The 23552-nt window shown below is 70.9% G+C and carries 19 protein-coding genes; 11 read left to right on the top strand and 8 right to left on the bottom strand.

The annotated features are described in order from the left end of the window. Positions 1-140: 140 nt before the first annotated feature. The 4 genes from GFD30_RS16560 to GFD30_RS16545 all read right to left on the bottom strand — a co-directional run bounded on the left by GFD30_RS16560 (position 141) and on the right by GFD30_RS16545 (position 4271). On the bottom strand, positions 141-1106 hold the full coding sequence (locus tag GFD30_RS16560) for a peptidylprolyl isomerase (protein ID WP_153026294.1): 966 nt from the start codon (positions 1104-1106) through the stop codon (positions 141-143). Further along, a complete protein-coding gene (locus tag GFD30_RS16555) occupies positions 1049-2410 on the bottom strand; it encodes an MFS transporter (RefSeq protein ID WP_153026293.1) in 1362 nt (453 codons plus the stop codon). The genes GFD30_RS16560 and GFD30_RS16555 overlap by 58 nt, the downstream gene beginning before the upstream one ends. Before the next feature lie 84 nt (positions 2411-2494). Then, positions 2495-3565 carry an inositol-3-phosphate synthase gene (locus GFD30_RS16550; RefSeq protein WP_153026292.1) on the bottom strand — a complete coding sequence of 357 codons (1071 nt, stop codon included), beginning with the start codon at positions 3563-3565 and terminating at the stop codon, positions 2495-2497. Beyond that, a complete protein-coding gene (locus tag GFD30_RS16545) occupies positions 3558-4271 on the bottom strand; it encodes a PadR family transcriptional regulator (protein ID WP_322633326.1) in 714 nt (237 codons plus the stop codon). Before GFD30_RS16545 ends, GFD30_RS16550 begins: the two co-directional genes overlap by 8 nt. Positions 4272-4605: 334 nt before the next feature. Here GFD30_RS16545 and GFD30_RS16540 point away from each other — a divergent pair, with 334 nt between their 5' ends. Together GFD30_RS16540 and GFD30_RS16535 are read left to right on the top strand one after the other, a co-directional pair. Then, positions 4606-7908, top strand: a complete 3303-nt coding sequence (locus GFD30_RS16540) for a transglycosylase domain-containing protein (RefSeq protein ID WP_153026291.1) — start codon at positions 4606-4608, stop codon at positions 7906-7908. Positions 7909-7977: 69 nt separating this feature from the next. Beyond that, positions 7978-9537: a glycosyltransferase family 87 protein gene (locus tag GFD30_RS16535; RefSeq protein WP_153026290.1), complete on the top strand. Its 1560-nt coding sequence runs from the start codon at positions 7978-7980 to the stop codon at positions 9535-9537. Here the strand turns inward: GFD30_RS16535 and GFD30_RS16530 are convergent. Beyond that, complete coding sequence (locus GFD30_RS16530; protein WP_153026289.1) at positions 9428-10861, bottom strand: CCA tRNA nucleotidyltransferase; 1434 nt, start codon at positions 10859-10861, stop codon at positions 9428-9430. The two genes, GFD30_RS16535 and GFD30_RS16530, sit on opposite strands and share 110 nt — an antisense overlap. 30 nt (positions 10862-10891) lie before the next feature. On the opposite strand from GFD30_RS16530, the gene murJ reads away from it, so the two are divergent. From murJ to trxA, 6 genes are all read left to right on the top strand, one after another. Continuing rightward, complete coding sequence (gene murJ / locus GFD30_RS16525; protein ID WP_153026288.1) at positions 10892-12712, top strand: murein biosynthesis integral membrane protein MurJ; 1821 nt, start codon at positions 10892-10894, stop codon at positions 12710-12712. Between the two features lie 149 nt (positions 12713-12861). Next, positions 12862-14358: a protein kinase domain-containing protein gene (locus GFD30_RS16520; RefSeq protein ID WP_153026287.1), complete on the top strand. Its 1497-nt coding sequence runs from the start codon at positions 12862-12864 to the stop codon at positions 14356-14358. A 4-nt stretch (positions 14359-14362) separates the two neighbouring features. Further along, complete coding sequence (sigM, locus tag GFD30_RS16515) at positions 14363-15082, top strand: RNA polymerase sigma factor SigM (RefSeq protein ID WP_227996459.1); 720 nt, start codon at positions 14363-14365, stop codon at positions 15080-15082. Beyond that, complete coding sequence (locus GFD30_RS16510) at positions 15079-15879, top strand: hypothetical protein (RefSeq protein ID WP_153026286.1); 801 nt, start codon at positions 15079-15081, stop codon at positions 15877-15879. The genes sigM and GFD30_RS16510 overlap by 4 nt, the downstream gene beginning before the upstream one ends. Before the next feature lie 165 nt (positions 15880-16044). Further along, positions 16045-16995: a thioredoxin-disulfide reductase gene (gene trxB / locus GFD30_RS16505; protein ID WP_322633325.1), complete on the top strand. Its 951-nt coding sequence runs from the start codon at positions 16045-16047 to the stop codon at positions 16993-16995. Positions 16996-17032: 37 nt separating this feature from the next. Then, entirely contained in the window at positions 17033-17347 is a 315-nt protein-coding gene (gene trxA / locus GFD30_RS16500) for a thioredoxin (protein ID WP_153026284.1), read from the top strand. Positions 17348-17494: 147 nt separating this feature from the next. On the opposite strand, the gene GFD30_RS16495 is transcribed toward trxA, so the two are convergent. Beyond that, positions 17495-18199 (bottom strand): GNAT family N-acetyltransferase, encoded by a 705-nt coding sequence (locus GFD30_RS16495; RefSeq protein ID WP_407649076.1) that lies wholly within the window; start codon positions 18197-18199, stop codon positions 17495-17497. Between the two features lie 262 nt (positions 18200-18461). Between GFD30_RS16495 and GFD30_RS16490 the strand changes: the two genes are divergently transcribed. Beyond that, the gene (locus GFD30_RS16490) at positions 18462-19709 is read left to right on the top strand and encodes an aminotransferase-like domain-containing protein (protein ID WP_407649075.1); all 1248 of its coding nucleotides are present in this window, start codon (positions 18462-18464) and stop codon (positions 19707-19709) included. Then, positions 19706-20671 carry a D-alanine--D-alanine ligase family protein gene (locus GFD30_RS16485; RefSeq protein ID WP_153026281.1) on the top strand — a complete coding sequence of 322 codons (966 nt, stop codon included), beginning with the start codon at positions 19706-19708 and terminating at the stop codon, positions 20669-20671. Before GFD30_RS16490 ends, GFD30_RS16485 begins: the two co-directional genes overlap by 4 nt. A gap of 94 nt (positions 20672-20765) precedes the next feature. On the opposite strand, the gene GFD30_RS16480 is transcribed toward GFD30_RS16485, so the two are convergent. Continuing rightward, positions 20766-21383 carry a hypothetical protein gene (locus tag GFD30_RS16480; RefSeq protein ID WP_322633324.1) on the bottom strand — a complete coding sequence of 206 codons (618 nt, stop codon included), beginning with the start codon at positions 21381-21383 and terminating at the stop codon, positions 20766-20768. Positions 21384-21640: 257 nt separating this feature from the next. Between GFD30_RS16480 and GFD30_RS16475 the strand changes: the two genes are divergently transcribed. Further along, entirely contained in the window at positions 21641-22204 is a 564-nt protein-coding gene (locus GFD30_RS16475; RefSeq protein WP_194201996.1) for a GNAT family N-acetyltransferase, read from the top strand. A gap of 256 nt (positions 22205-22460) precedes the next feature. Here GFD30_RS16475 and GFD30_RS16470 read toward each other — a convergent pair whose 3' ends face one another. Next, positions 22461-23549, bottom strand: a complete 1089-nt coding sequence (locus GFD30_RS16470; RefSeq protein WP_153026279.1) for a ParB/RepB/Spo0J family partition protein — start codon at positions 23547-23549, stop codon at positions 22461-22463. Between the last annotated feature and the right edge of the window lie 3 nt (positions 23550-23552).

Genomic DNA, 23552 nt, shown 5'->3' with positions numbered 1-23552 from the left:
AGTGAGTCATAGAGGGCCTTCCCGGATCGGCGTGACGTTGTAGCGACACACACCGAACCAGAAGGCCCTCGCTCCATTTCCGCCCGGCTCAGCCAGTGAGGTGTTCACAACCTCCCAAGACAGAACAACTAGGGCCCGCCCTAGTCGCGGCCCTGGGTGGTGATGCCGCTCGGGGTGGCGGTGCCGGTCGCGGTGCCCGTCGGCGTGCCGGAGGGGGTGGCGGTCGCTCCGGCGGTCGGGGTGCCGGTGCCGGCCCCTGACGGGAGCGTGGTGGGTTCGCCGACCGTGTCGGGTCCGCTCGGCAGGTCCGTGAGCTCGGTGACGGTGATGCCCCAGATCTCGACCGGGACGGGCGGGGCGCCGTCGGATTCGACGGTCTCGGAGAGCGCCGCGATCTGGTCGAGGACCTCGTAGCCGTCGACGATGCCGCCGATGACGCTGACGCCCGCGGTGGGGACGGCCGCGCCGCGGATGAGCGCGAACGCCGAGCCCGCGCGGCCCTTGTCGTCGGTGATGAGCGCGAGGACGTCGGCGACGTCGTTCCCGGCCATGCCGGTCTCGGCCTGGAACCGCCAGCCCGGTCCGTACGAGTCGTCGCCGCGCTCGTCGTCGAGTCCGGGCTTGCCGCAGCGCAGGATCGCGGTCGGGTCGACCGCCTGGGTGGTGAGCCGGTCGCATTCGTGCGAGGCGTAGAAGCCGGTGGCGGACAGGTGCGTGAACGCGTCGACGCCGCAGGGCGCGAGGTCGCCCCAGAGCATGACGGCGATCTCGCCGTAGTTGGTCTGGATCAGGGCGAGGGACCGCTCGGGCGGTGCCGACGGTTCGAACGGGTCGGCGCCGGCGCCGACGTCGTCGGCTTCGGTGACGTTGCAGCGTTCGGTGATCACCTCGCCGGTGTCGCCGCCTTCGCCGTCGCCGTCGCGGAAGGCGAGCCAGGCGACGCCGGCGATCGAGCCGGCGGTGAGGAGCACCGCGCCCAGGCCGGCCAGGCCGCGCTTCCATCCGCTGCCGCGCTCCCAGGGGGGTGTGGAGCGGAAGGGGCTGGAGGCTACCGGCTCGTGCTCGGTCTCGGCTGGGGTCCCGGATGCGGGGCGGCTGGGCTCCATGACTCAGCATCGTACGGGGCGTCGTCTCGCGCGAGGTAGGCGTATCCGACGCAGATCAGGCCGTAGGAGACCGCGACGCCGACGAGCGTTCCGGGTGCGTACCCGTCGGTCGGGACGACGAGGGCGGCCGCGAACAGGCCCGCGAGGTAGCCGACGTTGTAGATCGTGTCGTTGACGCTGAAGACGCGGCCGCGGTAGGCGTCCTCGACGCCGCGCTGGATGCTGGTGTCGACGGTGATCTTCACGCCCTGGGAGGCGATGTTCACCAGGAGGACCGCGACGGCGAACATGACCGGCCGCATGGTCCCGGCGAGCGCGGCGACGACGACGGCGCACAGCGCCATGAGGACGACCACCCAGTTCTTGGGGCCCCACACGCGGGTGGCGCGCGGGGTCACGATCGCGGCGGCGAGCACCCCGACGTTGCCGAGGACGGCGAGGACGAGGAGCCACGAGATCGTGGTCCGGTGGGTGGGGTCCGATTCGACGTCCCAGAAGAAGCCCATGAACAGGGCGATCGCGATGATGAACACGATCCCGTACAGGAACCGGTGCAGCCCTTGGACGGCCATGACCAGGGCCGGGCCGCGGCGGCGGCCGAGGTGCTTGAAGCCGGCGATCATTCCGGCGGTGGTCGCGGCGATGCCCTGCCACAGGCCGCCCGGGGCGGCCTCGTCCTCGGCGGGGCCGAGCGAGTCGCGCTTGAACGAGGCCCACACGATGAACGCGGACACGAGGTATCCGCAGCCGGCGGCGAGCGCGAGCATCGAGTAGGAGATGTTCGAGTCGAGGAGCTTCGCGACGCCGGTGGTGGCGAGGCCGAGCCCGTAGGCGAGCGCGCCGAGCGTCGAGGCGAGCGAGTTCGCGGTCACGAGGTCGCGTTCGGGGACGACCTGCGGGTGGGTGGCGCTGAGGCCCGCGAGCACGAACCGGTTGGCCGCGAGGACGACCATGGCGCACAGCACCCACGTCCAGTTGAAGCCGCCGGGCAGGGTCAGGCAGATGACGATCATGAGGGCGGCGCGCACCAGGTTCGCGCCGCCGATGAGGTTGCGGCGGCTGAACCGGTCGAGGACGGTGCCGACGTACGGGCCCAGCAGCGAGTACGGGCCGAGCAGGAGCGCGACGGCGGTGGCGTACCGGAACGGGTCGCCGGCCTCGCCGAGCGCGGGGTTGAAGAACACGGACAGGGCGAGGGACGCCTGGAACATGCCGTCGGCGGCCTGGGAGGTGAGCCGCACCGCCAGCAGGTGCCGGAATCGGCGGTTGCGGGCGAGGTTCCGAACGTGGCCGTCGGTGCGCATTGTCCGAGGATAGCTCCGGTGAAAGCCAAGGGGGACCCCGATTTTGCAATCGGGGCCCCTATGGAGAGCGGTTGCGGTCGGGGCCTAGCGGCCGGCGATGAAGTCCTCGACGGAGATGCGGGCCTCTTCGTCGGAGAACTGCTTGGCCGGGGACTTCATGAAGTAGCTCGAGGCCGACTCCACGGGGCCGCCGAGGCCGCGGTCCATCGCGATCTTCGCGGCGCGGACCGCGTCGATGATGACGCCGGCCGAGTTCGGCGAGTCCCACACCTCGAGCTTCAGCTCCGCGTTCAGCGGCACGTCGCCGAAGGTGGTGCCCTCGAGGCGGATGTACGCCCACTTGCGGTCGGTCAGCCACGGCACGTGGTCCGACGGGCCGATGTGGACGTCGGCGCCGAGCATCTCGTGCGGGATCTGGGAGGTCACCGACTGCGTCTTCGAGATCTTCTTCGATTTCAGGCGGGTGCGCTCGAGCATGTTCATGAAGTCCATGTTCCCGCCGAAGTTCAGCTGGTACGTGCGGTCGAGGCGCACGCCGCGGTCTTCGAACAGCTTCGCCAGCACGCGGTGCACGATGGTGGCGCCCACCTGCGACTTGATGTCGTCCCCGACGATCGGCAGGCCGGCGTCGACGAACTTCTGGGCCCATTCGGGGTCGGAGGCGATGAACACCGGGAGGGCGTTGACGAACGCGCAGCCGGCGTCGATGGCGGCCTGGGCGTAGAACTTCGCGGCCTTCTCGGAACCGACCGGCAGGTAGCAGACGACCACGTCGGCCTCGGCGTCCTTCAGGGCCGCGACGACGTCGACGGGCTCCTCGGAGGACTCGGTGACCATCTCGGTGTAGTACTGGCCCAGGCCGTCGTGGGTCGGGCCGCGCAGGACGTGGACCCCGGTCGGCGGGACCTCGGCGAACTGGATGGTGTTGTTCTCCGAGGCGTTGATCGCACTGGCCAGGTCCTGGCCGACCTTCTTCGCGTCGACGTCGAACGCGGCGACGAATTCGATGTCGTTCACGTGGTAGTCGCCGAACTGGACGTGCATGAGGCCCGGCACGCGGTCCTCGGGCGCGGCGTCCCGGTAGTACTCGACGCCTTGGACCAGCGAAGAGGCGCAGTTGCCCACGCCGACAATGGCTACGCGCAGCTTACCCATCGCGCATGCCTCCTTTGTCTTGTTTATTTGGGTCTCCGGCACTCGCAGCCGGATCGGGTGTTCCCTGTTCCGGGAGCGCGCTGAGCCCTCCCGGTCCGGCGACGGGATCGCCGAAGTCGTCGTGCCGCCCGGGGCGGCGCCCCTCCTCGGTGGCGATGAGCTCGTTGAGCCACCGCACTTCGCGCTCGGCGGTCTCCAGGCCGTGGCGCTGCAGCTCGAGCCCGTAGGCGTCGAGCCGCTCGGCGGTGCGGGCGAGCGCCTCGCGGATGCGCTCCCGGCGCTCCTCGACGCGGCGGCGGCGCGCCTCGAGGATCCGCAGGCGCGTGGCCGGGTCGGTGCGGGAGAAGAAGGCGAAGTGGACCCCGAACAGGGCCTCGTCCGCGGTCTCGGGGCCGGCGTCGGCCATGAGCTGCGCGAAGTGCTCCTTGCCTTCGGGTGTGAGCCGGTAGACCTTTCGGGCCCTGCGGCCGCTGAGCAGCGGTTTCTCCACGGTGCCGCGGGCGGCGGCGCCTTTGGGGTCCGCGTCGCCGACGGGGGTCTCCTCGACGATGAGCCCGCGCTGGCGCATCCGCTTGAGGGTCGGGTACAGGGATCCGTAGCTGAACGCGGCCCGGATGGCCCCGAGCAGGGCCAGGAGGCGTTTGCGCAGCTCGTAGCCGTGCATCGGGGATTCGTGCAAGAGCCCCAGGATGGCCAGCTCCAGCACCTCGTCCCTCCTTCCACACGGCGATCTAACAGCTCGATGTATCGGGCCGATACATCACGCTAACCATAGCGGCAGTCGCAAATCACGTCAAGGTACAGGTCCGATCCCTGTTCAGAGGCCCATCGATCCGATAGGCTCGGGCGCACGATGCGATCTAGCAGAGTCCTCTCAGATTCGGTGTGCGAAACTGCGAGGCGACCGGCCACCCCCCATGCCGGAAGTAGACCTTTGCGAACGCCGGTCCGCCGGGCGCGATCCCCTCGGGACGCCGGGCGCACCGGGCCGACCGGCAAGCCCCGGCTGGGGTTTACACACAGCACGTGGATGGTTGAGCATGAGCGACTACGGTTACCGCCCCGACCCGCCGCCCGAAGAGGGGCGGCCGCAGGGTCGGGCCTCCGGGCAGGGACGCGCCTACGGGAGCGCCTCCGGCGGCGGCTCGCGCGAGCCCGATTACGGGTGGGGCGGCGGAGCGCAGCAGGGCCGGCGTCCGGGTCCGCAGCAACCGGGATCGGGATCGCAGCCGCAGGGGGGCGGCCGCGGTTCGGCCTCCGTCGGCGGCGCCCGGCCGCAGTACGGCACGCCTCCCGCGGGCCAGGCCCCGGTCGGCCGCGGGTCCGCGTCCGTCGGCGGCGCCCGGCCCACCGGGTCCGCCTCGGTCGGCGGCTCGGGTTCCGGACGCGCCTCGGTCGGCTCCGCGTCGGTCGGCGGCGGCGCCGGCCGCGCCTCGGTCGGGTCCGCCTCCGTGGGTTCCGCTTCCGTGGGATCCGCCTCGGTCGGCTCCGCCCGGCCCATCAACCTCAACGACGCCGACGAGCGCACCGGCCGCGCCGGCGTCGGCGGCCGCCGGCGCGCCGGCAACGGGCCGCTGGGCAAGGACGACGCCGAAGGCCCCAAGAAGAAGCGCAAGCGCCTGGGCCGCAAGATGCTCGCGGCCCTCATCGCGATGGGCATCATCTTCGTGGCGAGCGTCACCGTCATCGCCACCTACTTCTTCCAGAACACACCGCCGATCAAGGACGTCTTCCGGCAGGGCGAGTCCTCCGCGTTCCTGTCCGCCGACGGCGTCCAGGTCGGCGCGTTCGGCGACACCCTGCGCCTCCAGGCCGACCCCGAGGAGATGCCCGACACCGTCAAGGACGCACTCGTCGCCCTCGAGGACCGCAAGTTCTGGGACCACGGCGGCGTCGACTACATCCGCACCATGGGCGCCCTCGTCAACAACCTCACCGGCGGCGAGACGCAGGGCGCCTCGACGATCACGCAGCAGTACGCCGGCATGTACATGGACGCCCGCGAGGACATCTCGTACGACCGCAAGGCCCGCGAGGCCGCCCTGGCGATCAAGATGGAGTCGGAGTACTCCAAGGAAGAGATCATCGGCGCCTACCTGAACATGGCCTACTTCGGCCGGGGCGCCTACGGCATCGAGGCGGCCGCGAAGAACTACTTCAACGTGCCGCTCGCCGACCTCGACTACGACCAGGCCGCGTTCATCGTCATGCAGGTCAAGTCGCCCAACGGCTACTACGACCCCTACTACGAGGACGAGTACAACGAGGAGGCGTCGGTCGGGCGCTGGAACTTCACCATGAACGCCATGGTCGAGACCGGCGCGCTCACCCAGTCCGAGCGCGACGGGTACGAGTACCCGACGCCGATCGACACGTTCAACGCCTCCGGCTCGTGGGGCGGCAACACCGACTACGGCTTCATCGTCAACGAGCGCGACGGCTACGTCTTCGACGAGCTCCTCACCCGGTACGGCATCACCAAGGACATGCTCAAGGGCAACACCGAGGACAACACCGGCGGCGGCTACACGGTCGAGCTCACCATCGACTCGCAGATCCAGGCGGCCCTCAAGACCACCGGCTCGCGCGGCCAGCTCGCCGTCAAGACGGACGCCGACGGCAACATGCTCAACGAGAACGACGAGATCGTCACCAACCGCGACGAGGCCGCGCTCGACAAGAACGACGAGGGGTACGTCTACTTCGAGGACACCAACGAGGAGGCGACCCTCGCCGAGTACGAGGACTACATGACCACGGCCATGGTCGCCATCGACCCCGACACGGGCGAGGTCCTCGGCTGGTACGGCGGCGACAACGGCTTCGGCGTCGACAAGGCCGGCGACGAGTCCCCGCACCCGCCGTCCTCGACGTTCAAGCTGATCACCGCCGCGACCGCCATCGAGAACGGCGACTCCATCGACTCGTGGTTCAACGCGAGCTCGCCGCGCCCGTTCGACACGCTCAAGAACGACGACACCGAGACCTGCATCGGCGGCGGCGAGTACCCGAACTGCACCCTCCGCAACGGCGGCCAGGAGTCGAAGATCGAGCTGACGCTGACGGACTCGCTCCGCCAGTCGAAGAACACGCCGATGTACGCGATCTCGCAGAAGTACGGCTCGGACGCGATCCTCAGCTACGCCGACGCCATGGGTCTGGACATGATGACCCAGACCCGGCAGGTGTACGACGACGACGACAAGGCGCACGACGTCGTCGTGGGCTACAAGTTCCACGACAACGGCACCTACACGCAGTACGGGCAGGCCCTCGACGGCGAAGGCAACTGGGTGACCGACGAGTTCGGCAACATCGCCCTCGAGACGCCGCTGCTGCTCGACGACAACTGCAACCCCGTCGTCAACCTCGACGGCGTCTTCCTCGCCGACACCGACGGGGAGGCCGACGCGTGCGAGATCGGCGGCCGGAGCACCACCGACCCGTTCTACCACCACCTCGCGTTCGGCCAGTACCCGACGAGCGTCGCGGACATGGCCTCCATGTACGCCACCATCGCCAACGACGGCGAGCACTGGCCGACCCACTTCGTCAAGGAGGTCCGCGACAACGAGGGCAACGTGGTCGAGCCCGTCGAGGAACTCGAATCCAAGCAGGTCATCGACGTCGAGACCGCCCGCGACCTCCAGTGGGTCGGTTCGGAGATCGGCGGCGAGTCCGAGGTCGACCAGCTCTCCCGCGACTACTTCGGCAAGACCGGGACGTGGGAGGCCACCTGCGAGGACTGCGAGACCGGCTGGAACGCCCACGCCTGGTACGTCGGCGCGATCCCGCAGCTCTCCATCGCGGCCTGGGTCGGCAACGCCACCTCCGAGTCCGATCCGATCGCCGGCCCCGACGGGAACAAGGACGGCGTGTTCGGCTCCAACACCGCCTACCCGGTCTGGTTCGACGCGATGAACCGCATCCTCGACGCCAAGGAGGGCGACGAGCGCTGGGACGAGGAGATCGAGTGGGAGGGCAAGGCCAACAAGGGCAGCGCGAGCACCTGGGACATCGAGGACGCCGGCGGCCCGCTCGAGGGCGGCGCGTTCTGCGCCGCGAAGCCCGAGGACCCGCTCTGCGCCGGCCAGGTCGACGAGCAGGCCCAGGAGGACTGCGAAGCGGACGGCGGCACCTGGGACGGCGAGACCTGCCAGCCCGGCGAGGACGAGGACGAAGGCGGCGAGGAGACCTCGCAGGAGCCCACCGGTGAGGAGTCCACCGACGAGGAGTGCACCGGCATGCCGTGGGACCCGCCATCGTGCGACGACGAGACCTCGGCCGAGCCGTCCGAGGAGTCCTCGGAGAGCCCCGGAGGCAACAACCAGGACGACAACTGATCACGGGCCGGGGAGCCGCACTCCTCGGCCCGTATCGGAGCCGCGGCGGCATGGGCCACAATAGGGCCCATGCCGCCGTCTTCATCTGAACCGATCGCCTCGCCGCCCCCCGCCGAGCGCGAGCGACCCGTCGGCCACCCCCCGGCCGCGCCCACCCTCACCGACCGCGTCGCCCGGATCGCGTCGAGCTTCATCGGCGGGCCGTTCGGCGGCCACGCGGTCGACCCGCCCCGCCGCCGGTTCTGGATCCCGATCCGCGTCATCCTCCTCACCGGACTGATCGCGTTCGCCGTCAACTGGCTCCAGAAGTACCCGTGCTCGGCGGGCGGCTGGGTGGACTGGCAGCAGTACACCAGCGCCTGCTACACCGACATCCGCGCGCTGTGGGGCGCCGAGAAGCTCAACGAGGGCGCCGTCCCCTACCGTGACCACCCGGTCGAATACCCGGTACTGACCGGATGGTTCATGGGCGTCCTCGGGCAGATCGCGTACCGGCTCGGCGCGGTCGCCGGCACCGACGGCGGCCCGATCTTCTGGCACCTCAACGCGATCGTGCTGTTCATCTGCGGCGCGCTCGCCATCGCGGTGCTGCACCGGATCCGCGAGGACAACCGCCGCACCGACCTGCCCGGGCCCGACCCCGACCCGGCGCTCCTGTACTCCCGGCCCTCGCGGCCGTGGGACGCGATGATGCTCGCGGCCGCGCCGGTCGTGCTCGTCACCGCCACCGTCAACTGGGACCTGTTCGCCGTCGCCCTGTCGATGCCGTTCTTCCTGTACTGGCAGCGGAGCCGACCGGTCATGGCCGGGCTGTTCCTCGGGCTCGCCGTGGCCGCGAAGTTCTACGCGCTCCTGTTCATCGGCCCGCTGCTGGTCCTCGCGCTGCGCCAGAAGCGGCTCCTGCCCGCGCTCCAGGCGACCGCGACCGCCGCGATCGTGTGGGCGGTCGTCAACGGGCCCGTCGCGTACCTGTGGCCCGACTCGTGGATGCGGTTCTTCGAACTCAACTCCGAGCGGCCCGTCGACTGGGGGACCGGCTGGTACGTGCTCCGCGGCATCACCGGCTGGGAGTCGCTGTGGGACTCCGAGTTCGTCAACGACCTGTACCTCGTGTGCTTCGCCCTGTCCTGCCTGGGAATCGCCGCGCTCGGGTACTTCGCGCAGCGGCGCACCGCCGGCGGCGCCTTCGGCATCAAGGCGCCGTCCAACGAGGACGTCGTGCCGCGGCTGGCGCAGCTGTGCTTCCTCGTGGTCGCCACGTTCCTGCTGTTCGGGAAGGTCTGGTCGCAGCAGTACGTGCTGTGGCTGATCCCGCTCGCCGTCCTCGCCCGCCCCAAGTGGGGCTTCTTCCTGGTGTGGCAGGCCGCCGAGCTGTTCTACTTCTTCTCGTTCTACGGCAAGATGCTGCAGGTCTCCGCCGAGGACGGCCGCGGCATCCCCGAGGGCCTGTTCCTCGCCGCCGCCGCGTCGCGGTGGGTCACCGTGGCGATCATGTGCGCCCTCGTGGTGCAGGAGGTCCTCATCCCGCGTCTGGACGCGGTGCGATCCCTTCCGCCGCGGCCCAAGCCAGGAGCTCGGCCTCCGCTTCCTCGCGAGGCAGCGGACCCCGCTCCAGCCGCAGCTCCTTGAGGTGCGCCCAGGCCCGGCCCACCTCGGGGCCGGGCTCGAGGCCCAGCAGCTCCATGATCGCGTTGCCGTCGAGGTCGGGGCGGACCGCCCGCAGGTCCTCCTCGGCGCGGATCCGCGCGATCCGCTCCTCGAACGCGTCGTAGTCGCGGCGCAGCCGCTCGGCCTTGCGGCGGTTGCGGGTCGTGCAGTCGGAGCGGACCAGGACGTGGAGCCGGTCGAGCTGGTCGCCCGCGTCGGTCACGTACCGGCGGACCGCCGAATCGGTCCAGCCGCCCTCGGCGCCGTCGTCGTACCCGTAGAAGCGCAGGTGCAGCGAGATCAGCAGCGACACCGCCTGCACATCGGCCTTCGGGAACCGCAGCTCGCGCATGCGGCGGCGCGCCAGGCGCGCCCCCGCCACGTCGTGGTGGTGGAAGGTGACGCCGCCGCCGGGGGCGACGTCCTTGGTCTCGGGCTTGCCGATGTCGTGCAGCAGCGCCGCGAGCCGCAGCAGCAGGTCCGGGCCGTCCGACTCGAGCGCGATCGCGTTGCGCAGCACCTGGAGCGAATGCTCGTACACGTCCTTGTGCTGGGCGTGCTCGTCGATCTCCATGCGCAGCGCCGGCAGCTCCGGCAGGAACTGGCCGGCCAGGCCCGTGTCGACCAGGATCCGCAGCCCCACCACCGGGTCGGGCGCGAGCATGAGCTTCACGAACTCGTCGCGGATCCGCTCGGCGGTGATCCGCGACAGCTCGGACGCCATGTCCCGCATCGCCTCCAGCGTGAGCGGGTCGACGTCGAAACCGAGCTGCGCGGCGAAGCGCGCGGCCCGCAGCATCCGCAGCGGGTCGTCGGCGAACGACGACTCCGGGGACGCGGGCGTGCGGATGGTGCGGCGCGCGAGGTCCGCGATCCCGCCGAACGGGTCGGCGAACTCGTGGCCCGGCAGCGACACGGCCATCGCGTTCACGGTGAAGTCGCGGCGCTCCAGGTCGTCCTCGAGCCGGTCGCCGTAGCGGACGATCGGATTGCGGCTGACGCGGTCGTAGGCATCGGCGCGGAAGGTCGTCACCTCGACCTGCTCGCCGCGGAACATGCCCCCGACGGTCCCGAAGTCGGCGCCCGTGGTCCACACCGTCGAGCAGTGCCGGCGCAGGATCGCCTCGGTCGCCTCCGGGCGGGCGTCGGTGGTGAAGTCGAGGTCGCTCACGCGCCGGCGCAGCACCGCGTCGCGGACCGGGCCGCCGACCAGGTGCAGCTCGTGGCCCTCCCGCTCGAACACCCGACCCAGTTCGTCGGCGATCGGCGGGACCGTGATTTCCTTACCGCTACTGTTGTCAGACATCGCCGGGCAAGCTTAGCGGAGAGTGCGAGAATGGCCGAACCTAGCGCGAGACCGGGACCGGGCCCGGAGTACTCGCCGTCTGGCCCCGCCCTGGGCCGGCACCCCCACCAGAACCCCCGGTTCTCCCGGCCGGACGGCCCCCTCACCGGCAACGGCTACACCCCCGCGGGCCCGCTCCCGCCGGCCGCGCCCGCACCCCCTGACGCCCCCCAGGCCCCGCAGGGCAAGAACGTGGTCCGCTCCAGCCTCCTCATGGGCGCCGGGTCCCTCGTCTCGCGCATCACCGGCTTCGGGCGCACCGTCGTCATCTCCGCGGCCGTCGGCGCCGGACTCCTCGGCAACTCGTACACCACCGCCCAGTACTTCCCGCAGATGATCTACGAGCTCGTCCTCGGCGGCGTGTTCGCGAGCATCATCATGCCCCTGTTCGTCAAGGCCCACAAGAACGACCCCGACGGCGGCGACGCCTTCGCGCAGCGCCTCCTCACCCTCGCGGCCCTCGTCCTCGGCGCCGCCGCGCTCGTCGTCACCCTCTGCGCCCCGCTCATCGCCGGCGCCATGGCCGAGCCCTCCCAGCACGCGCTCGTCACCGAGTTCTCCTACCTCATGCTCCCGGCGCTGCTCCTCTACGGGCTGTTCGCGATCCTCTCCGGCGTCCTCAACTCCCGCGAGCACTTCGGCGCCCCCATGTGGGTGCCGATCATCAACAACCTCGTCGTCATCACCGTCGGCGCCGTCTTCTACTTCGTGTACACCCGCGACGCCGCCCCGAACGCCGCCGGCGAACTCTTCGCCGACGCCGACCAGGTGACGAACGGCATGGTCGTCCTGCTCGGCGGCGGCACCACCGCCGGCGTCCTCATCCAGGTGCTGTGCCTCGCGCCCGCGCTGCGCAAGGCCGGGTTCAAATGGCGGCTGCGCTTCGACTTCCGCCGCCTGCCCCTGCGCGACATCCGCCGCATGGCCGGCTGGACGCTGCTCTTCGTGGCCGCCAACCAGGTCGCCGTCATGGCCGTGATCAAGGTCGCGAACGCCGCGGCCGCCCGCGGGGACGGCGCGTTCGTGCCCGGCACCACCGTCTACAACAACGCCTACCTCATGATGATGATGGCGCACGGCATCGTCGCCGTCTCCGTCATCACCGCGCTCATGCCGCGCATGACCCGCGCCGCCGACGACCGCCGCTGGAGCGAGCTCACCGACCACCTCTCCAGCGGCATCCGCCTCGCGTCGTTCCTGCTGGTGCCGATCGCCGCCGCGTTCATCGCCCTGCACGAGCCGATCGCGCTCGCGATCTTCCAATGGGGCGCGTACGACCACACCATGGCCGTCGCCACCGGGCAGGCGCTGCTCATGGTCGGCGTCGTCCTCATGCCGTTCTCCATCAGCCAGCTCCAGATCTACGCGTTCTACGCCCAGACCGACACGAAGACCGTCGGCCTGTTCAACCTGCCGGTGATCGCCATCCGCATCGGCGGGTACCTCCTGGCGTTCGCGTTCCTGCCCCTCGAGTGGGTCGTCGTCGGTCTCCTCGCCGCCAACGGCGTCTCCTACCTCGTGAGCCTCCTGCTCTCGATGAGCCTGCTGCGCAAGCGGGTCGGGCTCCTCGGGATGCGCAAGACCGCGTCCGGCCTGGTCCGCACCGGTGCGGCCGCACTCATCGCGGGCGCGGCGGCGTACGGCGGCTGGACCGTCTGGCCGGACGTGTCCGGTTCGAAGCTCGGGCAGCTCGGCGCGGCGATCGTCCTCGGCATCGCCCTCCTCGGCGTGTATCTCGCCGCCTGCCTGGTATTCCGCGTCACTGAAATGGCGTCGCTCCAGGCAACGGTGCGCGCAAGGCTGCGACGATGAGGCAAGTACGATCCTTACGTGCACTCTGGCCGGACGCCGGATCACCCAAGGACCCTGCACCACTCTGAACACGCCTGTACGCCTGAAAGACCCGACCGGCCGGCACGGCCCCTCCGCGGGGCCGGTCTGAGAGGGGAGGACCCCGCACCATGAGTTCCGCCGAAGTGCCGTCCGTGGGCGACCTGCTCGCAGAGCGGTACCGCCTCGAAGAGCACGTCGGAGGCGCGAACGGCCACCGCCAGCTGTGGCGGGGCGTCGACGTCCTCCTCCACCGCTCCGTCGCGGTCGTGCTCCGCTCCCCCGGAGGCGAGGACGCGGCCCCGACCATGACCGCCGCGGTGGCGGCCTCGCGCACCCACGTCGACTCCATGGTCGACGTGTACGACGCGGTCGACGAAGGCCGGTTCGCCTACGTGGTGCGCGAATGGGTCAACGGCTCGTCCCTCCGCGGCGTCCTGGAGCAGCACACGCTCGAGAGCGCCCACGCGCTCGAACTCGTCGCGTCCGTCGCGGACGCGGTCGCCGCCCTCCACGACGGCGGCGTCACCCACGCCGACCTCCAGCCCGGCTCGATCCTCCTGTCCGAAGACGACCGCGTCATGGTCACCGAACCCCGCAACGAGCCCGGCAACACCCAGATCGAGGACGTCCGCGCACTCGGCGCGACCCTCTACGCCTGCCTCACCGGCGCCTGGCCGCGGGTCGTGCCCGCCGAGAACACGGGCCTCCCGGACGCCGCCACCGACGAATGGGGCCGCGTCCTCGACGCCGACAAGGTCGTCCCGGGCGTCCCGTCCCGCCTGGCCCGGCTCACCGCCGACCTCCTCGACCACTCCCAGACCCCGCCCTCGGCCGCCGAACTCGCGGTCGAACTGCGCCGCCTCAGCGAGACCGGCGGCGCCGACCCGGCACCCGCCCAGGCCACGAGCGTCCTCGGCGCGATCACCATCGGCCGCCGCGGCTCCGGCGACGCCGCCGCCCCGCCGATCGGCATGAAACGCCTCGCGGTCGTCGCCACCGTCGCGGCCGCCGTCATCCTCGCCGGCGTCATCGGCACCACCATCGTCTTCGGCGGCGGCGACGACCCGGCCGGCGCCGAAGAGCAGGTCACCCGCGAGGACACCGGCGGCGACGACTCCTCCGAGGAGACCACCGGCGAGGTCGCCGCACCCACCGAGGCGGAGATCACCGCGGACGACATCCGCGTGGTCGACCCGCCCGACGGCGACCGCGACCAGGGCGAAGGCGTCGAAGCCGTCATCGACGACAACGCCTCCACCGGCTGGTCCACGAACACCTACTACAACGACCCGGGCTTCGGGAACCTCAAGCCCGGCATGGGCATCCTCATCGACCTCGGCGAAGCCGTCGAAGTCGCCTCCGTACGGGTCCAGATGACCAGCGCGGGCGCCACCGTCGGCCTCCTCGCCGGCGACGAGGACCCCGGCGACAGCTCCGAGGGCGACCAGGCCATCGTCGACGAGTTCACCGAGCTCGCCGCCCCGGTCGCCGACGCCGACACGAACATCGAACTCCAGGCCGGCGGCGAGGCCACGCGCTACATCGTCGTCTGGGTGACCGAGCTGCCCGCCTCCTCCGGCGGGTACAAGCTCACGATCTCCGACATCAACGTGTTCATCCGGTAAGACCATGCCCGGCCCCCTCACGCCCGCCGACCCGCGACCCGGGACCCCGTTCCCCGGCCCGATGGACGGAGTGGGCGACGCCGAGCTGCTGCGCCGCCACGTCGGCGGCGACCGCGACGCGTTCGGGGAGCTGTTCCGCCGCCACCGCGGCCGCCTGTGGGCGGTCGCGGTGCGCACGCTCGCCGACCCCGAGGACGCCGCCGAGGCCCTCCAGGACGCGATGATCAAGGCGTACCAGGCGGCCGGGACCTTCCGGGGCGGCTCGGCCGTCACCACCTGGCTCCACCGGATCGTCGTGAACGCCTGCCTCGACCGGATCCGCGCGGCCGGCCGGCGCCCCACCGTCCCGCTGCCCGACGACGGTCGCGAACCGGCCCCCGCGGCCCCCGCCGGGGACGACCCGCAGCAGGCGGCGCTGCGCCTCACCGTCCACCGCGCGCTCGCGGACCTGCCGTTCGACCAGCGGGCCGTCCTCGTCTACATCGACATGCTCGGCTACCCGGTCGAGGAGGTCGCCGCGATCCTCAAAGTGCGGCCCGGGACGGTGAAGTCGCGGGCCTCGCGCGCCCGCAAGCGCCTCGCGGCCGTCCTGCCCGAGTTCGATCCGGCCGGCGCCGCCCTGCACGACGCCCCGGGCGCCGTCGCGACCGGGAACCCCCCGGGTCAGCGCGGCGTCGAACCAGGAGCAGGGCAGCCGACCGGCCGAGAGGAGGGAAGCCGATGATCGGGCAGACGCCCGGGGAGACCGGGGCCGAGACCGAGGTCGCGCGCGTGCTGCGGCAGGCCTCCGACGGCTACGGGGACCTGCCCGACGAGGTCGCGCACCGGCTCGACCGCGTCCTGGAGGCACTCCCGGCCGCCGACACCCTCCACACCGCCGCCGCGCAGCGCGCCCCCGAACGCGAGGGCTTCCTCGCCTCGATCGCCGAGCGCCTGCGGCCCAAGCGGGTCCGGTACGCGATCGCGAGCGGCGCCGCCGCGGTCCTCGTCACCGTCGGCGCGGTCGCCGTCGGCCTCCAGGCCCTCACCACCCCGTCGGAGGAGGACGCGGGCTCCGCCCAGGTCCACGCCGAGGACGCCCCCGGATCCGTCGAGGACGAGGACTACGCCGCCGAGGAGGCCTCGCCCCAGCCCGGCGACGATCCGGTCGACGCGCAGTCCGAGGACGGCGAGCTCGGCCTCCCGGGCGTCGAGTCCTTCGCGAGCGGCACCGACTACAGCGAATCGACCGACCTGCTCGCCGCCCTCCGCGGCCTCGGCAGGTTCACCGCCGCCGATGCGGTCGCCGCGGAGGTCCCCGCGGAGCTCGAACCCCTCGCCGCCGGCGGCGAGTTCTGGCGGGCCTGCGAGGAGGCGATCGCCGAGGAGTACCAGAGCCTCCTCGTCGCGGTCGACTTCGCCACGTACGAGTCGTCCCCGGCGATCATCGCGCTCCTCGCCTCCGACCAGGGCGAGATCGCGGTCGCGCTCAGCCCGGCGTGCGCCGACGGGATCATCGAGGCGCTGGCCGTCCAGCGCTGACCCGGCGCGCTCGGCGGCGTGAGCTTCCACACCATCCGGGTATCCGCCTGTCACAAGGCCGCCACGGCGGCGGGCGCAGGAATTTCGGGTCAATAGGATGGGTTGAAGCTGTCAGCATCAGGGAGCCGACCCTGGAGCGCCGAACGACCACAGGAGCGAAACCCGGTGAGCGAAATCCGCGACGTCATCATCATCGGCTCGGGCCCGGCCGGGTACACGGCCGCGCTCTACACCGCCCGCGCGAACATGCGCCCCCTCGTCTTCGAGGGCTTCCAGTTCGGCGGCGCCCTCATGCAGACCACCGAGGTCGAGAACTTCCCCGGCTTCCCCGAGGGCATCATGGGCCCCGAGCTCATGGACTCCTGGCGCAAGCAGGCCGAGCGCTTCGGCGCCGAACTCGTCTCGGACGACGTCACCCGCGTCGACCTGACCGGCGAGATCAAGAAGGTCTGGGTCGAGGACCGCGAGTACCTCGCGAAGTCCGTGATCCTCGCGACCGGCTCCGCGTACCGGCCGCTGAACGTCCCCGGCGAGTCCGAGCTCATGGGCCGCGGCGTGTCCGCGTGCGCCACCTGCGACGGCTTCTTCTTCCGCGACCAGCACATCGCGGTGGTCGGCGGCGGCGACTCGGCGATGGAGGAGGCCACGTTCCTCACCAAGTTCGCCTCGAAGGTCACCATCGTGCACCGCCGCGACGAGTTCCGCGCCTCCAAGATCATGGCCGAGCGGGCCCTGGCGAACCCGAAGATCGAGGTCGCCTGGAACTCCGCGGTCGAGAAGATCAACGGCGAGGGCGGCAAGGTCGCGAGCGTCGACCTGGTCGACACGGTCACCGGCGAGTCGCGGAACCTGCCGGTGACGGGCCTGTTCATCGCGATCGGCCACGACCCGCGCTCCGAGCTGTTCAAGGGCCAGGTCGAGCTCGACGAGTCCGGCTACGTGAAGGTCGCCGCCCCGTCGACGCGCACCAACCTCGACGGCGTGTTCGCCGCGGGCGACCTGGTCGACCACACCTACCAGCAGGCGGTCACGGCCGCCGGCACCGGCTGCGCCGCCGCGCTCGACGCCGAGCGCTACGTCACCGCACTCGAGGACACCGCCGTCGCGGCGGTCTGACCGACTTCCCCTTCTTCACACACACAGGAGGATGCCCATGGGCGCCATCAAAGCCGTCAACGACGAGCAGTTCCAGGCCGAGGTGCTGGAAGCCGACAAGCCGGTGCTGGTCGACTTCTGGGCCGAATGGTGCGGTCCCTGCAAGAAGGTCGCGCCGGTCCTCGAAGAGCTCGCGACGGAGATCGACTCGATCGAGATCCGCAAGCTCGACACCGACGCGAACCCCGAGACCACCCGCAAGTTCGGCGTCATGAGCGTGCCGACCATGATCCTGTTCAAGAACGGGCAGGCGGCCGACCAGCTCATCGGCGCCCAGCCCAAGGCGGCCATCCGCAAGTTCCTCAGCCAGTAGGACCAGACGGGGATCGGGGGACGGAGCCGGCGGCTCCGTCCCCCGGTTCGTTCCCGCGACGCTCCCGCCGCGCCCCGGTGCGGACCGCGGCGTCGTCGAAGCCCGCGGGGTTCCGCCGCGTGCGCGCACCGGGGCCGGGCCGCGGATTCACCGGCAGTCGAAGATCTCGCCGCCGCGCTGGGTCCCGGGGCGGTCGATGCGGGAGCGGCTCGTGGTCGGCTCGCCGAAGAACTGCTCGAGCTCGATGTCGTCGAGCTTGAACCACTCCACCGAATCACTCGGCTCCATGGCCTCCTCGGCCTCGACGCTCCGGTCGATCGCCGAGCGCAGCTCCAGGCGCAGCCGCGGGTAGCGCGGGTCGAAGCGGACCGTCTTGAACCCCACCGAGCGGTAGAAGTCCGCCGGGACCAGGCAGGCGCCGGCCTCGCCGCGGGCGTCGCCGAAGGTCTCGAGCGCGTAGATGCCGCGGCGCGCGACGTCGGCCGCGACGGTCTGGACGAGCTGGCGGCCCAGGCCCGAGCCCGCGTACGCGGGGTGCACGTAGGCCGTCATCAGCAGTGCCGCGTCGGGCGAGACGGGGCCGGACGGGAACTCCATCGAGCGGGGCACGTACTTCGGGGAGGCGTAGGTGACGAAACCGGCGACCGCGTCGCCCTCGTACGCGATCCGCCCGCAGCCGCCCCATTCCAGGAGCGTGTGCGAGAGCCACGCCTCCTTCTCGATCGCGGGCTCGCCGACGTCGCGGGCGGCCTCGCCGCACAGTGGAGACAGCTCCCAGAACACGCAGGCGCGACACCGCCTCGGAACTTCGTCCAAGGAGTCGAGTGTGAGGTTGACCATGCGCCGATGCACCCGTCCAGCCTACGTCGGTGAGGGGTCCACATGACGGAAAACACGCGGTGCCTTCAGCCCCTGTGCTAGTAGAGTGGTTCGATCACCGTGTGCGAACGGCGGCATACGCGGCTCGCTCGCGTTCGAGGCCGCCGGCTCGGCCGACAGTGCATCGCCGAAAGCGGCTTCTCAACTACGCTGTCAGCAGCACTCGCGAACGACGCAGAGCGCGACCCGCGACCACGGTTCGCGGGCGACGAGGACCATCAGAGGAGGTCTCCGCGTGTCCGGTACAACACTCGACGATTACACCGGTCGCTACGCATCCCGGGTTCACGGGATGGCACAGTCGGAGATCCGCGCACTGTTCTCGGTCGCATCGCGCCCGGAGGTCGTCTCCCTCGCCGGAGGGAACCCGTACACGGCCGCGCTCCCCATGGACGAGCTCGGCGAGATGTTCACCCGCCTGCTCTCCCAGGTCGGCGCCGAAGCGCTCGGCTACTGCCCGGGCCAGGGCTCCGTCGCGCTGCGCGAATCGCTGTGCGGCGTCCTCGAGCTGTCGGGCATCCGCGCCTCGGCCGACGACCTCGTCCTCACCACCGGCGCGCAGCAGGGGCTCGACCTGCTCGCCCGCACCTTCCTCGACCCCGGCGACATCGTGCTCGCCGAGGGCCCCACGTACGTCGGCGCGCTCGGCGCCTTCCAGGCCGCGCAGGCCGACGTCCGGCACCTCCCCATGGACGACGACGGGCTCGTGCCCGCCGGCCTCGAGGAGGGCCTCGCCGCGCTCGAACGCGAAGGGCGCCGCGCGAAGTTCCTGTACACGATCCCGACCTACCAGAACCCTGCCGGCGTCACGATGACCGAGGACCGCCGGGAGGAGATCCTCGCGATCGCCGAGCGGCACGGGCTGCTCATCATCGAGGACGACCCGTACTCGATGATCAGCTTCGACGGCACCCCGCCGGCGCCGCTGCGCGCCCGCGCCGACCGGGGCGTCATCTACCTCGGCACGGTCTCGAAGATCTTCGCCGCGGGCCTGCGCCTCGGCTGGGTCCTGGCCCCGCCCGCGGTGCGCGACAAGCTGCTCCTGGCGATCGAGGCGTCGATCCTGTGCCCGTCCGGGCTCACCCAGGAGGCCACGCTCCGCTTCCTCACCGAGATGGAGTGGCGCCAGCAGGTGAAGGTCTTCAACACGCTCTACCGGGACCGCCGGGACGCCCTCCTGGCCGCGCTCGGCGACTACATGCCCGAGGGGATGACCTGGACCGTCCCCGGCGGCGGCCTGTTCATCTGGGCCACGCTGCCGGACGGGCTCGACTCGAAGGCGATGCTCCCCCGCGCGCTCCAGGAGCGGGTGGCGTACGTCCCGGGCACCGGTTTCTACGCCGACGGCAACGGCCGCAGGGAGATGCGCTTGAACTTCTCGACCCAGACCGCCGAGGCCATCCGCGAAGGGGTGCGGCGCCTCGCCGGCGTCGTCGCCGGCGACATCGAGCTGCGCGACACCTTCGCAGGGGGCGCGGCATGAAGGAGCGCGCCGCAGCGTCGGACATCCGGGTCCTGATCCTCGCCGGGGGCATGTCGTACGAGCACGAGATCTCCCTGAAGTCGGGCCGCCGCGCCGCCGACGCGCTCCAGCGGCAGGGCATGGCGTGCGACGTCCGCGACCTCGACGGCGAGCTGCTGCCCGCGCTGCAGGAGTTCCCGCCCGACGTGGTGCTGCCGCTCGTGCACGGCCAGCCCGGCGAGGACGGCTCGCTCCAGGCGGTGCTCGAGCTCATCGGCCTGCCGATCGTCGGCACCGGCTCGACGGGCGCGCGCCGCGCGTGGAACAAGATCACGGCCAAGGACCTGCTCCGGACGGCCGGGATCCCCACGCCGGACTGGACGTCGATGCCGCGCCAGGCGTTCTCCGATTTCGGGGCCCGCAAGCTCCTCGACCGGATCGCCGCGAAGATGGGCCTGCCGCTGATCGTCAAGCCGAACTCGGGCGGGTCCGGCCTCGGCGTGCACGCGGTGCGCAAGGAGGACGACTTCCCGTCGGCGATGATGGGCTGCTTCTCCTACAGCGACACGGCGCTCATCGAGACGTTCGTCGAAGGCCGCGACATCGCGGTCGGCGTGGTCGACATCGGCGAGGGCCCGACCGCCCTGCCGCCGGTGGAGATCGCGCCGCTCCACGGCGACTACGACTACGCGGCCCGGTACAACCCCGGGGCGACCCGCTGGACGGTCCCCGCGGCCCTCAGCGAGCCCGTGGCGGCCCGCGTGGCCGAGCTGGCACTCAAGACGCACCGGACGCTCGGGCTCGGCGACATGTCGCGCGTGGACCTCATGGTCGACGACGCCGGCGGCATCCAGGTCCTCGAGGCGAACGTCGCCCCCGGGACCACCGAGACGTCGCTGCTGCCCATGGCGATCGACGCCGCGGGGCTCGACTTCGGCGAAGTCCTCGCCACGATGGTCCGCCGGGCGATCGCCCGCTCCTGAACCGCACGACGCGAGGGCGCCGATGTTTCACGTGAAACATCGGCGCCCTCAGTCGTCGTTGCCCGCCAACCGGGTGCGGCTCCTCCCCCGGGCGTCAGTCGTCGCTGAGCCAGGCGGCGATGTACTCGAGGTTCATGCGCCACTCGTGCTCCTCGACCGGCGGCAGGATCTCGTCCCACATCGTCATGAACGGGCCGCGGAGCTGAAGATAGCCGTGGGGCCGCGCGAGGAACCACTGCTGCAGGTGCGCCGTCCCGTCGCCCCAGCGGTTGACGTGGACCTGGGCGACCGACTCGAGCGACCGGATCGCCCGCTCCAGGCGCACGGTCAGGACGCCGAGCTCCGCCGCGTGCATGGTCGACAGGTCGCCGAGGTCGAGGTGCGCGCGCGGCTCGAGGATGACCACCACCGGCAGTCCGCTCGGGGCGGGCGGGCTCTTGAGGCGCCAGCGTTCGTTCGACCAGAGGTACACCGAGTCCGGCGTATGGCAGGCCGCACACTGCTCCTGGCGGTCGCCGCGCCGCGGCGGCTCGGCTTCGACCGGCTCCTGGAGCGGCTTGATGCGGAGGTCGCCTTCGAACGGGAAGGCGGGCCAGTCGACGAAGGCGGGCAGGGCGGGACGGACCCCGCTCGCACGCGGGTTCGGGGGTTGGATCCTCGGGTTCGTCAGGTCGGACTTCGAATTCGGGCCGGGGGTACTCGCAGCTGCCACCATCGAAAAATACCCCATGGAGGCGAGAGTGGAAACCACCGGAATCAACCTTTTGGCAGATTTCAAATGGGTTAACTGGCGTCCACCCTCCTCTACCCGCGACAGCGGGCCACCCATACCCCGCGAACCAGGCGAATCACTGTCCGACAACGGATTTCGGGGGCTTTCAGGGTCACAGGTGACCTGCGCCCATATGGCGGGAAGCCCCTGTCGGGAGGACCCGTCCATAGGGCAAGCTGGAAGGCGTGCATGCAACAGTGACTGATAGTTCCACGCCGGAGGCGACGCCCGTTTCGGGCGACGACATCGCCGTCCTGGTGGACCCGCCGGTCACCGCCGCGCTCGTTGACGAACTCAGCCACCTCTGGGTGAGAGTGACGAACGCCGGCGGTTCCGTCGGGTTCGTCCCGCCGGTCAACATCGACGAGGTCCGCCCTCACACCGTTTCCATTCTCGCGCGAGTGATCGACCGGACTGACACGCTGGTCGCTCTAAAGGAAGGAGCCGCCATTGTCGCTTGGTGTGTTCTCACATCAAACGACAGCCCGCCGCGACACGGGTGGCGAACCATGCGCCACGTCCAGGTCGACCCCGCCCGGCAGGGCGGCGGTCTCGGCGGCAAACTGCTGGCGGCAGTCGACCGCGTCGCCCGCGAGGAGCTGAAGCTCGAGGCGCTCAGCCTCAAGGTCCGCTCCGGCACGGGTGCCGACGCGTTCTACCGGCGACACGGATTCACTGAGGTCGGTCGTCTGCCGCGCGCGGTGCGCATGGCCGATGACGACTACCGGGACGACATCATCATGTGGCGGGAGCTCTCCTAGCCGCAGCGGCCAATCGAACGAAGCGGGCGGGATGTTTCACGTGAAACATCCCGCCCGCTTCGTTCTTGGAGACCCTGTTCGTCGGGGGCTCGGTGTTCGTCTGGGATTCAAGGCGGATGCGCCGCAGGGTGATCGGTCGCGCGGCCCGGAAGCGTCGCGCCGCCTTGGAAGTCCGACGCTCCGCGAACCGGTCCGAGGCCGGTTCGACTCGGCCTATTCGAACGGCCCCTACGCGAACGGCCCTGCTCGACCGGCGCTACTCCACACCGATCTGCTCGACGATCCGGTCCAGGTCGGAGAGCGACCCGAACTCGATGACGATCTTGCCCTTCTTGCGGCCCCAGGAGATCGACACCTGCGTCTCGAAGTGGTCCGAGAGTCGCTCCTTCAGCTCCTCCAGACCGGGGGCCTTGATGCGGTCCTTCGCGGCGCGCGAGTCCCTCGGGCGCGGCTCGTCGAGTTCCGGCTTCTCCTCGAGGCGGTTGGCCGTCACGAGCTCCTCGGTGCTGCGCACCGACAGTCCTTCGCTGATGATGCGCTCGGCGATGTGCTCCTGGGTGTCGGCGCTGTCGAGTCCGAGGAGCGCCCGGGCGTGGCCCGCGGTGAGGACGCCGGCGGCGACCTTCGTCTGGACCGTGGGCGGCAGGCCGAGAAGCCGGATCATGTTCGAGATCTGGGGGCGGCTGCGCCCGATCTTCTTCGACAGCTCCTCCTGGGTCACGTTGAACTCCTCGAGGAGTTGCGCGTACGCCGCGCCCTCTTCGAGCGGGTTCAACTGCACCCGGTGGATGTTCTCGAGCAGCGCCTCGCGGAGGAGTTCCTCGTCGGCCGTGCGGCGGATGATGGCCGGGATCGTCTCCCAGCCGAGCGCGGTCGCCGCGCGGAGGCGGCGTTCGCCCATGACGAGTTCGAACCGGGCGCCGTCCTCGCGGGGCTCTTCGGGGGTGCGCTCGCGGACCGCGATCGGCTGGAGCATCCCGACTTCGGAGAGAGAGGTCTGGAGTTCGAGGAGGTGCTCGTCGTCGAAGTACTGCCGGGGCTGCTTCGGGTTGGTGCCGATGTCGGCGATGGGGATCAACTGGAAGCTCGCTCCGGGGACCGGCACGAGGTCCGGACCGTCCGATGTTTCACGTGAAACATCGGGAGCCGGCTCGGGTTCGGGGGCCGATGTTTCACGTGAAACATCGCGGTCCTGATCGGGGTCCCGCTCGATCACGGCCGTCTGGCGGGGTGCCGCCGCGGTCGCCGGTGCGTCGTCGGCCTCCGTCGTCGTGCTCTCCGCCAGACCGGTCGGAATGAGCGCGCCCAGTCCGCGACCGAGCCCTCCGCGCTTCGCCGCAGCCATCGA

The organism is Glycomyces albidus, from assembly GCF_009451885.1.
In the GTDB taxonomy this organism is placed as follows: Bacteria; Actinomycetota; Actinomycetes; order Mycobacteriales; family Micromonosporaceae; genus Glycomyces; species Glycomyces albidus.
This window is presented reverse-complemented; position numbering and strand designations above follow the sequence as displayed.

Bases quoted from the DNA above. Each gene is read 5' to 3' on its own strand.
- GFD30_RS16485 (WP_153026281.1), top strand. From the start codon at position 19,706: ATGAAGGAGCGCGCCGCAGCGTCGGACATCCGGGTCCTGATCCTCGCC.
- GFD30_RS16555 (WP_153026293.1), bottom strand. From the start codon at position 2,410: ATGCGCACCGACGGCCACGTTCGGAACCTCGCCCGCAACCGCCGATTC.
- GFD30_RS16520 (WP_153026287.1), top strand. From the start codon at position 12,862: ATGAGTTCCGCCGAAGTGCCGTCCGTGGGCGACCTGCTCGCAGAGCGG.
- GFD30_RS16540 (WP_153026291.1), top strand. From the start codon at position 4,606: ATGAGCGACTACGGTTACCGCCCCGACCCGCCGCCCGAAGAGGGGCGG.
- sigM (WP_227996459.1), top strand. From the start codon at position 14,363: ATGCCCGGCCCCCTCACGCCCGCCGACCCGCGACCCGGGACCCCGTTC.
- GFD30_RS16470 (WP_153026279.1), bottom strand. From the start codon at position 23,549: ATGGCTGCGGCGAAGCGCGGAGGGCTCGGTCGCGGACTGGGCGCGCTC.
- trxA (WP_153026284.1), top strand. From the start codon at position 17,033: ATGGGCGCCATCAAAGCCGTCAACGACGAGCAGTTCCAGGCCGAGGTG.
- GFD30_RS16550 (WP_153026292.1), bottom strand. From the start codon at position 3,565: ATGGGTAAGCTGCGCGTAGCCATTGTCGGCGTGGGCAACTGCGCCTCT.
- GFD30_RS16535 (WP_153026290.1), top strand. From the start codon at position 7,978: ATGCCGCCGTCTTCATCTGAACCGATCGCCTCGCCGCCCCCCGCCGAG.
- murJ (WP_153026288.1), top strand. From the start codon at position 10,892: ATGGCCGAACCTAGCGCGAGACCGGGACCGGGCCCGGAGTACTCGCCG.
- GFD30_RS16530 (WP_153026289.1), bottom strand. From the start codon at position 10,861: ATGTCTGACAACAGTAGCGGTAAGGAAATCACGGTCCCGCCGATCGCC.
- GFD30_RS16510 (WP_153026286.1), top strand. From the start codon at position 15,079: ATGATCGGGCAGACGCCCGGGGAGACCGGGGCCGAGACCGAGGTCGCG.
- GFD30_RS16560 (WP_153026294.1), bottom strand. From the start codon at position 1,106: ATGGAGCCCAGCCGCCCCGCATCCGGGACCCCAGCCGAGACCGAGCAC.